The 13,295-nt window shown below is 30.2% G+C and carries 13 protein-coding genes; 11 read left to right on the plus strand and 2 right to left on the minus strand.

Annotated elements, in window-relative coordinates; genetic code table 11:
• Window positions 1–19: 19 nt before the first annotated feature.
• From WHD08_RS04340 to WHD08_RS04360, 5 genes are all read left to right on the plus strand, one after another.
• Window positions 20–559: an adenylosuccinate lyase gene (locus tag WHD08_RS04340; protein WP_208889095.1), complete on the plus strand. Its 540-nt coding sequence runs from the start codon at window positions 20–22 to the stop codon at window positions 557–559.
• 267 nt (window positions 560–826) lie between these two features.
• Entirely contained in the window at window positions 827–2,170 is a 1,344-nt protein-coding gene (gene purB / locus WHD08_RS04345) for an adenylosuccinate lyase (RefSeq protein WP_208889094.1), read from the plus strand.
• 3 nt (window positions 2,171–2,173) lie between these two features.
• Window positions 2,174–2,659, plus strand: a complete 486-nt coding sequence (locus WHD08_RS04350) for a hypothetical protein (protein WP_240915484.1) — start codon at window positions 2,174–2,176, stop codon at window positions 2,657–2,659.
• Window positions 2,660–2,714: 55 nt separating this feature from the next.
• Window positions 2,715–2,987, plus strand: a complete 273-nt coding sequence (locus tag WHD08_RS04355) for a hypothetical protein (RefSeq protein WP_208889093.1) — start codon at window positions 2,715–2,717, stop codon at window positions 2,985–2,987.
• A 128-nt stretch (window positions 2,988–3,115) separates the two neighbouring features.
• Window positions 3,116–5,380, plus strand: a complete 2,265-nt coding sequence (locus tag WHD08_RS04360; RefSeq protein WP_208889092.1) for a TonB-dependent receptor — start codon at window positions 3,116–3,118, stop codon at window positions 5,378–5,380.
• A gap of 55 nt (window positions 5,381–5,435) precedes the next feature.
• Here the strand turns inward: WHD08_RS04360 and WHD08_RS04365 are convergent, their stop codons facing one another.
• Both WHD08_RS04365 and WHD08_RS04370 read right to left on the minus strand, forming a co-directional pair.
• Complete coding sequence (locus WHD08_RS04365; RefSeq protein ID WP_208889091.1) at window positions 5,436–6,743, minus strand: MFS transporter; 1,308 nt, start codon at window positions 6,741–6,743, stop codon at window positions 5,436–5,438.
• Between the two features lie 99 nt (window positions 6,744–6,842).
• Complete coding sequence (locus WHD08_RS04370) at window positions 6,843–7,646, minus strand: M48 family metallopeptidase (protein ID WP_208889090.1); 804 nt, start codon at window positions 7,644–7,646, stop codon at window positions 6,843–6,845.
• Window positions 7,647–7,832: 186 nt separating this feature from the next.
• Between WHD08_RS04370 and msrB the strand changes: the two genes are divergently transcribed.
• From msrB to WHD08_RS04400, 6 genes are all read left to right on the plus strand, one after another.
• On the plus strand, window positions 7,833–8,309 hold the full coding sequence (msrB, locus tag WHD08_RS04375) for a peptide-methionine (R)-S-oxide reductase MsrB (protein ID WP_208889089.1): 477 nt from the start codon (window positions 7,833–7,835) through the stop codon (window positions 8,307–8,309).
• Window positions 8,310–8,407: 98 nt separating this feature from the next.
• Entirely contained in the window at window positions 8,408–8,935 is a 528-nt protein-coding gene (locus WHD08_RS04380; RefSeq protein ID WP_208889088.1) for a T9SS type A sorting domain-containing protein, read from the plus strand.
• 54 nt (window positions 8,936–8,989) lie between these two features.
• Window positions 8,990–9,619: a hypothetical protein gene (locus WHD08_RS04385; protein ID WP_208889087.1), complete on the plus strand. Its 630-nt coding sequence runs from the start codon at window positions 8,990–8,992 to the stop codon at window positions 9,617–9,619.
• A 9-nt stretch (window positions 9,620–9,628) separates the two neighbouring features.
• Entirely contained in the window at window positions 9,629–10,783 is a 1,155-nt protein-coding gene (locus WHD08_RS04390; protein WP_208889086.1) for a hypothetical protein, read from the plus strand.
• Window positions 10,784–10,870: 87 nt separating this feature from the next.
• Window positions 10,871–11,569: a hypothetical protein gene (locus tag WHD08_RS04395; RefSeq protein WP_208889085.1), complete on the plus strand. Its 699-nt coding sequence runs from the start codon at window positions 10,871–10,873 to the stop codon at window positions 11,567–11,569.
• A 156-nt stretch (window positions 11,570–11,725) separates the two neighbouring features.
• Window positions 11,726–13,111 carry a hypothetical protein gene (locus WHD08_RS04400; RefSeq protein WP_208889084.1) on the plus strand — a complete coding sequence of 462 codons (1,386 nt, stop codon included), beginning with the start codon at window positions 11,726–11,728 and terminating at the stop codon, window positions 13,109–13,111.
• Window positions 13,112–13,295 lie beyond the last annotated feature (184 nt).

Raw genomic sequence — 13,295 nt, forward strand, 5'->3', positions numbered from 1 at the left:
TACCGAAGAACTCCACAACATGGAAAACCCTAAAAGGGAAAACCGACAAAGAGTTGCTAATATTATTTTAGAAAATCCACAATTATTTAAAGAACTGGTTACTATTACGTTTGATACCGAAAATAAAGTATCTATAAAGGCTGCTTGGGTTTTAGAATGGATTTGTACACACCATCATTTAGAATGGATTTTACCTCATTTAGATGAATTCACTCTAAAAATTAAAACCTTAAAATTTGATAGTGCTATTAGACCATGTGCTAAAATTTGCGAACATTTAGCTACTGCTTATTATTCTAAAAAAGAAAATACTGTACAAAAGAAACTTACAAATAACCACATAGACAAGATAATAGAAACAGGTTTCGATTGGTTAATAACACCACAAAAAATTGCAGTAAGAACCTATACAATGAATACTTTGTATTTTTTTGGATTGGAAAAAGAATGGATTCATCCAGAATTAAAACATTTAATAGAAACTAAAATTATCCATGAAAGTAAAGGTTGTAAAGCACGTGGAAGAATCATTTTAGAATTGATAGAAAAAAGAGGTTAAAAAGACACGAATTTCACAGATTCCACAAATTTGATTGTTAACAATTGCGTTTTAATTATTTTGGTTGATACTGAATAATCATAAAATATTTGTTTTGAATTAAAAAAATAGCACCAACAGAATTAAAAATAAAAAAACAGTGAATTAGGGGCTGTTAAGTTTTAAAAATTCAACTATCTATTTGTGTTAATCCTTGAAATTCGTGTACAAAAAACATCATAAATCTGCTAAATTCACTATTTTTGCAATTAACAACATAACGAAAAAATGGAATTAACACAATTAAATGCCATCTCTCCTATTGATGGTCGCTATAGAGGTAAAATATCAAAATTATCAGATTATTTTTCGGAAGAAGCTTTAATAAAATACAGAGTTCGAGTAGAAATTGAATATTTTATTGCTTTGTGTGAAATTCCTTTACCGCAATTAGCAGATTTTAATATCGATTTATTTGACGATTTACGTAAAATTTATATTGATTTTACTACAGAAGACGCTCAGAAAATAAAAGATATTGAAAGCATTACAAACCACGATGTAAAAGCTGTTGAATATTTTATCAAAGAAAAATTTGATGCTTTAGGTTTACAAAAACATAAAGAGTTTATCCATTTTGGATTGACTTCTCAAGATATCAACAACACCGCTGTTCCACTTTCTATTAAAGAGGCAATGAACGATGTTTATGTACCTCATTATACTGAGCTTTTAGAGAAGTTACAAGAATTAGTTATTGAGTGGAAAGACATTTCTATGTTGGCAAGAACTCATGGTCAGCCAGCATCTCCAACAAGATTAGGAAAAGAAATAGAAGTTTTTGTGGTGCGTTTAAAAGCGCAATTCGAATTATTAAATGACATACCAAGTGCTGCAAAATTTGGTGGAGCAACAGGTAATTACAACGCACACAAAGTTGCATACCCAAGTATAGACTGGAAAGAATTTGGAAGTACTTTTGTACAAGGAAAATTAGGTCTACACCATTCTTTTCCTACAACTCAAATAGAACACTACGATCATTTAGCTGCTTTATTTGATAATTTAAAACGTATAAACACTATTATTTTAGATTTAGATAGAGATTTCTGGACATACGTTTCTACAGATTATTTTAAACAAAAAATTAAAGCAGGTGAAGTTGGTTCTTCTGCAATGCCACATAAAGTAAATCCTATTGATTTTGAAAATTCAGAAGGAAACTTAGGTTTAGCAAATGCAATTTTCGAACACCTTTCAGCTAAATTACCAGTATCTCGTTTACAACGTGATTTAACGGATAGTACTGTTTTACGTAACGTTGGTGTACCATTTGGTCATACAATTATTGCATTTACATCTACCTTAAAAGGATTGAATAAATTATTGTTAAACAAAGAAAAGTTTGCGCAAGATTTAGAAAACAATTGGGCGGTTGTTGCAGAAGCAATTCAAACAATTTTAAGACGTGAGGCATATCCAAATCCTTATGAAGCATTAAAAGGATTGACGAGAACGAATGCTAAAATCAACCAAAAATCTATTGCAGACTTTATTGATACTTTAGAAGTTTCATCAGAAATTAAAGAAGAATTAAAAGCAATTACACCAAGTAATTATACAGGTATTTAAGCTATGTTAAAAACAGAACCAAGAAACAAGAATCAAGAATCAAGACAAAAGGATGCTAAAAAACAGTATCCTCTTGTATCTTGTTTCTTGGTTTTATTCAGTATTATATTTTTCTCTTGTCAGTCAGATATAAAAGATAACTCAGATCGCTTTAAAAAAGGGGTTTTTGAGATTCCTGCAGGAGATGGATATAGTAAAACAACGATCACTAGAAAAGATAGTCTTCAAATTGAAGAGTATGATAAAATCATAAGCATCTCTAATGATAGTACTTATGGAGAAAAAAAGATAAAACATATTGATACATTATATATCAAATGGAAAAATAATTTCTTCTATACTTTAAAAATGAAATCTCCAAAAAAGGAAATTGATAAAGAACCTATCTATGTTCAAATTACGAAAGTAACAGATAGTTCTTTTAGTTTTTCTGCAAAAATTGGCTTTAGTAAATTTGCTACAGATGGTACTATTTATAAAGTGAAATAGAAAACAAAAACTCTTGTTTAAAAGAATACTTAGCATTTTTTTCCTTTTCCTATTGATGATACCAACTTCAATAGAAATACTGCATGATTTAGCAAATCATGAGCATGCTGTTTGTACCTCTATTACAGATCATCACATACATAAACAGCATTTAGACTGTGCTGAATTCCACAAGCAATTAACCGTATTCTCTATGGATTTTACATCTAATTATGATGTGATTCCCAAACACTTTTACGCTTCAACTTTTATAGATAAACCACAGAGAATTAAAAAGGTTTATCAATCTATAAAACCTCCTAGAGGCCCACCCTATTTTACTATTTAAATATATCATTGTGAAAGAGAAAAGATTGAAAACACCTATTAACTAACTTTCGCAGTGTACCGTATTAAAACCCTTTGTGTTAAAAAGACCTAAGGGTCTAAATTAATTTTAATAGTAAAATAACATCAATGAAAACATTTATAAAATTGCTACTTTTAGTAGCAGGGTTTTCTGTGAATGCACAAAACAGCATTTCAGGAACTATTACAGATAGCAACAATAATCCATTGGAGCAAGTACAAATTTATGCACAAGAATTGCATAAAGGAACGACAACCAAAGAAGACGGAAGCTATATTTTAAGAAACATTCCGAAGGGGAAAATAAAAATAACTTTTAGCTATTTAGGGTTTAAAACATTTTATAAAATAATTGAATTTAACAAAGAAAACATAACTCTAGACATTCAATTACAAGAAAGTCCATTTCACATGGATGAAGTTGTAATATCTGCTCCTTTTAATAAATTACAGTCAGAAAATGTAATGAAAATAGAAAGCCTTTCTGCTAAATCTATTATTAAATCTGGCGCTACTTCCCTTGTAGAAGGAATTACAAATATCCCTGGAGTTTCGCAAATATCTACGGGAGGTTCTATAGGAAAACCTGTAATTAGAGGTTTAAGCGGTAATAGAGTTTTAGTCTATACGCAAGGTATTCGTTTAGAAAATCAGCAATTTGGTAGTGAACACGGCTTAGGTATTAACGATGCTGGAATAAGTAATATTGAGGTAATAAAAGGACCTGCATCTCTACTTTATGGATCCGATGCACTAGGTGGTGTTTTATATCTAATTCCAGAAAAATTTGCGGCAGAAAACTCTAAAGAACTAAATGTTAGTCATCGTTTTTTTGGTAATACATTAGGAACAAATACATCTGTTGGTGCTAAATTATCTTCAGAAAGCTGGAAATTTTTAGCAAGAGGAACGTATGCAAATCATGTAGATTATAAAATCCCTACGGATGAAAGAGTTACCAACACCCGTTTTAACGAAAAAGATTTTAAAACAGGAATTGCTTATTCTAAAAATAATTTTACATCAGAGGTTCGTTATAATTTTAACCGATCTAAATTAGGCTTGCCAGAAGAAGGTGTTGCAGAACAATCTACCAGTAGAACGCTTTTAGAACCTTATCAAGCAATAGACAATCATATTATAAGCTCTCATAATCATTTCTTTTTGGGCGATTCTAAAATAGATTTAGACTTAGGGTATACTTTTAATGATAGACAAGAATTTGAAGAGCATCATGATGAACATGAAGATGATCATGATCATGATCATGGAGAAGAAGAACATGAAGAAGCTGCTTTAAGAATGAAATTAAAAACATTTAGTTATAATGCTAAATATCATTTTCCTAAAATAGGAAATGTTGAAATTTTAACCGGAGTACAAGGATTACATCAAACAAATACCAACTTTGGAGAAGAGATATTAATTCCTGATGCGACTATAAACGATTTCGGAGTTTTTACCACGGCTTACTATTCTTGGAATAGAAATACATTACAAGCAGGAGTGCGTTATGATAATAGAAATATAGAAACAGAAAGACACGAAGTTGCACATGAAGAGGAAATCCATATTTTTGAAGCAGTTGATAAATCTTATAATAGTTTTACATCTTCATTAGGTTTTAAAACCTCTATAACAGACAATTTTGTAGCAAGAATAAATATAGCAACTGGTTTTAGAGCACCAACTTTAGCAGAATTATCTTCTAACGGAGTGCATCATGGTACCAATAGATTTGAAAAAGGAAACAACAATCTTACCAATGAGAAAAATACTCAGTTTGATCTTTCTTTAGAGTATAAAACAGAACATTTTGAGTTGTTTGCAAACGGATTCTATAATTTATTAAACGATTATATTTTTATTTCTCCAACAGGAGAAGTTGAAGACGGAGAGCCTGTTTATAGTTACTTACAAGAAGATGCAAAATTATATGGTGGTGAATTTGGTTTTCACTTACACCCTCACCCTTTAGATTGGTTGCATTTAGAAAGTTCTTTTGAAACCGTAATTGGCGAACAAGATAATGGAGATTACCTACCTTTAATTCCAGCCAATTCTTGGAAAAACACGTTAAGAACTGAGTTTGACATAAAAAACTGGATGCAACAAGGTTACGCTTCAGTAACTTTAAAAAGTACATTTTCTCAAAATAACATTGGTCCATTTGAAACCTACTCACCTAGCTATAACCTAATCAATTTTGGTCTTGGTGGAGACATCACTTTAAATGATATTAAGTTTTCTACAAGTTTATCTGTAAACAACCTATTAGACACAAAATATATAAACCATTTGTCTAGATTAAAATCTGATGAAATTTTAAATCAAGGAAGAAATATAATCTTAGGGATTAATTTTAGTATATAAAAGAGTACAAAGAAATTAAAAAAAAGTGCTGAGTTATAAAACTCAGCACTTTTTTTTATTTCACGTATTTTGTTTTCTTAATAAAACTTAAAGAAATAAAAGCTGCTAAAAAGAAAACAGCTAAAGCCAATACACTAGATTGTATAGATATCATAGAATTTAAAATTCCGAAAGTTACCATACCTACAACTAAGGCTATTTTTTCTGTCACATCAAAAAAGCTAAAATAGGACGCATTATCTTCTGTTTTTGGTAGCATTTTCGAGTACGTAGATCTTGCTAAAGACTGTATAGCCCCCATTACCAAACCTATTAAGGCTCCTAAAATATAAAAGTACATTTCTATATTCGGAGTGTCTTTAGTTAAGTTAAAACCTATAAAACAAACCAATCCCCAAATAGCAATGGTAATTTTTAATGTTTTTATATTCCCTATTTTATTTGACAATCTAGAAAACAAAAAAGCGCCAATAATTCCTACAAACTGAACTAATAAAATTGTTGCAATTAAGTTTAAAGTTTCTAAGCCTAAAATAGTACCAAAAATACCTGCCATTAAAATAATAGTCTGCACGCCGATACTCCATAAAAAGAATGAAATTAAAAATATTTTTAATTCTCTATAAGCAAATAATTCTTTAGCAACTTTTTTTATTTCTTTTAATCCTTTCGCAAAATAATTGTCTTTAGGGATTTCTTTTTTCTCTTCATTAGGCAATTTAGCATAGGTTATTTGTGCAAAACCAAGCCACCACAAACCTACTAAGACAAAAGATAATTGTGAGCCAAATTGTTTATCATAAAAACCAAAAACTTCAGTTTCTATTAAAACTAAACACAAAAGCAATAATAAAATAGAGCCTAAATACCCTAACATAAACCCTTTTGCACTTGCATTGTCTTGTTGTTCTGGTAAAGCAACTTCTGGCAAATAAGCATTATAAAACACGATACTTCCCCAAAAACCTATACTCGCTAAAATGGTAAAAAGGATTCCCGCCCAAAGCGTTTCTTTTCCTGTAAAAAAATATAAACTCATTACAGAGAGCGCGCCTAATAAACAGAAACCTTTTAAAAATTTCTTTTTATTACCAGCATAATCTGCAATACCAGAAAGCATGGGTGATATAAAAGCTACCACTAAAAAAGAAAAGGCCATTGCATAATTATACAAGGTTGTCGGATTCCAAAGTGTCCCTAAAAAAGTGATTTTTCCTTCTGCATTTGCAAAACCTTCCGAAGCCGTTAAACCTGCATAATAAATAGGAAAAACAGCGGTACTAATTACTAAAGAATATACTGAGTTTGCCCAATCATAAAAAGCCCAAGCATTGATTAATTTTTTATCTCCAATTTTTAACATAAAATCTATTTTATAAAAAAACCGTTCAAAAAAACATCTTTTTTTGAACGGTTACAATATAGGAAATCTATTTGTTTCCTTATTTTTTATTTATAGCTTTTACTTTGCATTATACTCTGCAGCATATTTTTTAGCCGTTGGTAAATAATTTCTTAAATCTTGTATTCTAGATTCATTAGAAGGGTGAGTACTTAAAATTTCTGGTTGAGAACTTCCGTTAGATAAATTACTCATTCTTACCCAAACCTCAGCAGCTTCTTCTCCATCATATCCAGCCATAATCATAAAAACCAAACCTAACCTATCTGCTTCCTGCTCATGAACTCTACTAAATTTTAACATTCCTAAACCAGTAGTAACACCAAATGCAGTATTCCATAATTGTTGAGATTCTTCACTTTTACCAGAAGTACCCAATGCTACGGCAACACCACCTAATTGTTGTAATTGTCCTTGAGACATTCTTTCTTGTCCGTGTTTAGCAAAAGCATGTGCAACTTCGTGCCCCATTACTGCTGCAACTCCATTTTCATTAGCACAAATTGGCATAATACCAGTGTAAAAAACAACTTTCCCTCCTGGCATACACCAAGCATTTACGGTTTCATCATCTACTAAATTAAATTCCCATCTATAAGAATCTGCTTCTGAGCTCATATTGTTTGCTCGCATAAAACGATCTACAGCTGCAGAAATATTTTTACCAACATTTTTAATTTGATTAGACATTGCAGTATTTGTAGATAATTTATTTTCTTCTAAAAAAGTACTGTATTGGGCAAAACTAGTAGGTAAAACTTGCGCATCACTCACAAAATTGACACGGCTTCTACCCGTAATTGGTACTGTACTACACTCTACAAAAAGTAAAACCGTTAAAACTAAAACTGCTATTTTTTTCATCTATTTATTTTTTATGATCACTAATTAATAAGACACATCTATTTCTAAATTGTCACTATTGGTTGATTGTTTACAATTCTATAAAATTACATATTCTATCTTAATCAAAAAAACAATTTATTGACGAAAGTTAAATATGTAATTATGTCACAAAGTTTTCGTCTAACTTAAAAACATTTAAAATTTATGAAAAATATTTTCTCTTTACTAGTTTTAATTTTATTGATTAGCTGTAATGGTATAGCTCAGACATCATCCAAAGAAAAAAAAACATACACCATTGAAAAAACAAATGCTGAATGGAAAAAAGAATTGACAGCTAAACAGTATTATATATTACGAGAAGCAGGTACAGAAAAACCTTTTTCTAGTTCTTTTAATACAAACAAAACAAAAGGAACTTACGTTTGCGCTGCTTGTGAAACACCACTTTATAAATCTGAATACAAATATGATTCTGGTTCTGGTTGGCCTTCTTTTGACCGAGCAATAAAGAAAAATGTAGAGTTAGATATAGATTATAAAATTGGTTATGCAAGAACAGAATTAAAATGCAATACCTGTGGAGGTCACTTAGGTCATTCTTTTGATGATGGTCCTAAAAACACTACAGGAAAACGTCATTGTATTAATGGAGACGCCTTAAAATTCACAACCAAATAAGTAACAATTATAAACAAAAAACCAAATTAAAGTTAATTTCTTGTTAAAAATGCATATATTTAAGAAAAAACTGCATTATAATTAAAAAGAAATTTTCATTGATTAAAGAACTACTTTTAATAATACTTGTTTTGCTTGTAATTGAAACGCATTCTCAACAAACAAAACAAACTCTTTTAAAATCTACAATATCTACAGTAGGTAGTACATCTGTATATCCTATTTCTAGCAATAAAATAAGGTATACAGTTTTACAAAGCATTGGTCAATCTAGTATTATTGGCACAAAAATTACTACTAAAAGAAATGTCCAACAAGGTTTTTTAAATAATATTAAAGAATTTAGTATCAATAATTCTAACAAAGATATTATTGATGAATCTCTTAGCATTGTCATTTCTCCAAATCCTTTTATAGAATATCTAACACTTAATTTCTCCAAAGAAACTAAGCATAAAATTCATATACACATATATGATATTAATAGGAAAATTATCTTTAAAAAAGAATACTCCACCACAGACAATTTACTAATTCCCCTGAAAAATTATAGTATAGGCATCTATATTATACGCATACAAAGCGGTAATAAAACGTTTACAGAAAAAATACTAAAAACAGAATAAGAGATGTGGAAAAATATCTCAAATATTATAATTATAACTGTTGTATTTATTTTTATGAACGATACAACAAAGGCACAACAAGTCTATATTGAAACTGGTTTTGAAAATGCCTATTTTAAAGATTACGTTAATAATTTAGGAAATAATACTTTAGATTTAAGTTACTCAAAAGCACAAGAATTTTTTATTGAAAGTGGTTTTAGATTTAAATTAGATGAAGAACGTTTTACTTGGGAAATAGGCCTGGGATACAATAAATATAAAATTAACACTGGTTTTTATTCCGGTAATATTAGCATACCTACAACGTATAATTTAAGCTATGTAACCTTAAAACCAGGTATCAACTTTGCCGCTGTTAATGAAAGACGGTTAAAAGTACAAATACACGCACATATTTCTTACGATAGGCTTATTGCAGGAACAAGAACCTATAAAGACAATACAGTAAACCTATATAAGGAAAATACTTTTGACAAAAGCTTAATTAGAATACACAGAGGAATAAGTGTAGAATATGTTATTCATGATAATCTATCTACCTATATAAAATATAATGTAGCCGATAGTTTTAAAGAAAAAAGCCAAGACAGTAATATAGAAGAATCATATTCATTTCACACCAAGGCATTTTCATTTGGATTGTTATTCTATATTTTAAGATTAAATAACAGAAGGTTCTAAAAAATAAATATGAAATTTTCACATAAAATACAGCTCTTTTTATTTTTACTAACAAACACGTTTCTGTTTGGTCAAACGCCTGGTTTTAATTATCAGGCGTTAATTTTAAATAACGAAGAAATTCAGATTCCTGGAACAAACGTGTTAGAAAATAAAGTTCCTTTAGGTCTAGAGGAAATTACCCTACGTTTTACTATAACAAATGAAACCGCTGTAGAATACATAGAAGAACATACAATTAGTACAGATGAAAACGGAATGGTTTCCCTTATTGTAGGCGAAGGTACTCCTATAAGTAATACATTTTATGATATTAATTGGGATGGAAAGTTAAAACATTTAAATGTTGAACTAAATATTCTAAATGATAACGACGGTTTTGTCTTTTTAGACAGTCAAAAAATATTATACATACCTCAACCTGGTAGTGGAAACGGTAATGGAAACGGTAATGGAAACATAAAAATAGTGAATTCTTTAGGAGACCTATCTCCTCCTTATCAATTAGGAGATATCATTTGGCTCACAGAATATGGTATAAATAACAACCCATCATTAATGATTTGGGATAATACAAGTTGGCTTCCTGTAAATGCAGATTTTGATCCTACTAATGAATTTGGACTTATAGTAGTAGCAAACGAAAATATTAGAGCTACTCAATTTGAAAGTCCTGATATTGGAGATCAAGTTTGGAATCAGACTTGTAACTGTATAGAAATATACAATGGTACTCATTGGGTTTCATTTAAAAACATGAAAGCACAAAATGGTCTTTACATAAGTGACAACAAAGTAAAACTAGGTGGTATTTTAATTGAACCGACTTTAATTACTACAAGCGCAACAAACACATTTGCCTTTGCAGGTTTGCAAGAAAGCACAAATACTGAAGATCAAATAGTCGTTATGGATAAAAGTACAGGTGTTTTAAGGCAAAAAGCTAGTTCTACTCTCCATCAAAAAAAACAAGTAATTATTATTGCTTCTGATGGTCAATTAGAATTTACCACTCCCCTCAACATTACAAATTCTGATAAAATAGATGTATTTAGAAACGGTGTTCGTATCAATTTTGTTGCAATTAACAATACTACTATAAAACTAGAACAAGAAGCGAAATGTTACCAAGATGATAAAGTTAGAATAGTCCAACTATATTAATACATCACTCATAAAAAACTGAAAAGCCTATGAATAAAAACAATTAAAAAAGAAAAATAACAATTAAATTAATTAAAAATGAAAACTATGAAAACGAATTATTTAAAATTAACAGTATTAGGAATTATGATTATGGTAGCTAGCGCCATGAATGCCCAAAGAACAGAGACCTCAACTAATGCTGCAACCGATTTTACAAAACAAGCAAATACTGTTTTAGGTGATGCTGGCGGCTCTATTAAAGTTATAGATAATAAGGGTACAATTAAGTATTTACAATCTAGTAATGGTGTAACCATGTTTACTGATACTGCACCCGATGGTGGTGTAATTACAACCTGGCAATTGGGTGGTACTTTAACAGATGATACTTATATAGACGCATCCGGAGCTATTTTTGCTATTACAGGAATTGATGGAATTGACTCAACCGCTGGAGATGCTGAAAACTCTGCTGCCACAGCTTTTGACACTACAGGATATTCATTATTAGTTAGGGATGAAGCTACTGGTGAAACAAAAAAACTTTTAATGACTAATTTCATTGATGTTCTATGGGATGAAACAGAATTAACTGCAGATGTAACAACTGACTTTACTGTGGATGCCGTTGGTATCTTAGCAACTACAAACGTTAATCGTGTATCTGTGTATAGAAATGGTGCAAAATTAAGATCTGGTACAGACTATACAATTACAACTGTTAATGAAGTAAACATAGTTGTTGCTTCATTAGGCGGTACTGCTTATACTGGAGATGTTTTTGAAGTACACTTTATTAAGTAAAAATAGCATCCTTATAAATTATGGTTTGTATAATTACAAGCCATAATTTTACTTGTCCTTGTCTTAAAATAAAACTCTCTTATTTTCAAAATCAACTTTCTTAACTTTTTAACTTTATAACTTTATAACTTTATAACTCTATTTTATAAATAAAAAATGCAGCACTTTCTAAAGCAACATATTATCTCTTTTTTACTACTATTAGTGACTAGTATATATGCGCAAGAAGTTAGCGTTATCAATAACAAAGGAACTATACTTAACATAAGAAATAATACAGTTACAACTGCTAACACGAGTAATTCAAATCCAGTAGAAAACGATATTTGGTTTGATACTTCTTCCTCACCCACTACTATTAAAATTTATAATGGTACTTCTTGGGAAAAATTATCGCCAACAGCTACGAAAGGATCTGTATTTTTTGCAGGTGCTACTGGGATACCTACAGAAGACAATACTCAATTATTCTGGGATAGCACCAATAATAGATTGGGTATAGGAACAAGTTCTCCTACAAATAAGTTTCATGTTACGGGAGCCATGAGAACGGAAGGCATTTTAAACTCTGATGGTACTATAGGCCGACCATCATACAGATTTAAAAATGATACAGATACTGGAATGTACAGCCCTGTCGCAGATGAAATTAGCTTTTCAGTTGGTGGTATTGAAGCTCTAAACATAGATGAAATATCTAATAATACAACTGTAACAATAAAACAAACATTAAAATTAGATGGTCATATTCTAGATGAAAATAATTCAACAGGCACTTATGGACAAATTTTATCAGCAACCAATACTGGAACAATTTGGATAGATCCTTCTGCTGTAAATACGGATACTCAAAAAATTAATATTTATACTTTAAATGCAGATGGTAAAAATTTAGAAATCTCATTAGAAAATGATGGAGAAACAACAAAACAAACAGATTTATCAGCATTAAAAATTACAGGTGATGTTTCAGGAACTTTAGCTTTAGCAACCGTTGAAAGAATACAAAACATAGATGTTTCGAACATATCTCCAACAGACGGACAAACATTAGTTTATGATAATACTTCATCTCAATATATACCTAAAAAAACTTTTATACCTACAGTAAGCGAGCGCTACCCAAATGCAATACAAACAATTGCAGAATCTTCCAATTTTACAACAATCAACTTTCAATCTCAAAATTTTACTCCCAACTCTTCAGACTACACTAATACTTCAGATGGAATTACTGTGCTTAAAGCGGGACGTTATAAAATTACTTACAGAATTACATCCGAAGCAATAAATAATGTTCGAGTTGGAGGAGAATTTCAGCTCACAAAAAATACGATATCGGTAAATAATACAAGAGCTTATAGCTATCAAACAAGTAGTTTGGTAAATAAAAGTACTGTAACAATGGTAAAAATTTTAGACTTAATTGTAAATGATAAAATTGGAGTTGAAGGTAGAGTTTACGAAAGTGATCGTGGAACTCCAGATAGTTTAAGCATACTCCCTGAAGGAACTATGTTAACTATTGAAAAAATTAATTAAGAAGAAAACGAAACACTTTATCCTTTTATAAAGCGATTTTACTTGCTAATTTGGCTATAATCATTTACAGTTTTCAGGATATCTATTATTGTAGAATACGAGAGAGTATTCGCTGAAATATACAACCATTCACACTTAAAAAACACTAAAAGTCATATTAAGCCTCAACAGTTTATAACGTATT

It is taken from the genome of Polaribacter sejongensis, assembly GCF_038024065.1.
GTDB classification, from domain to species: Bacteria; Bacteroidota; Bacteroidia; order Flavobacteriales; family Flavobacteriaceae; genus Polaribacter; species Polaribacter sejongensis.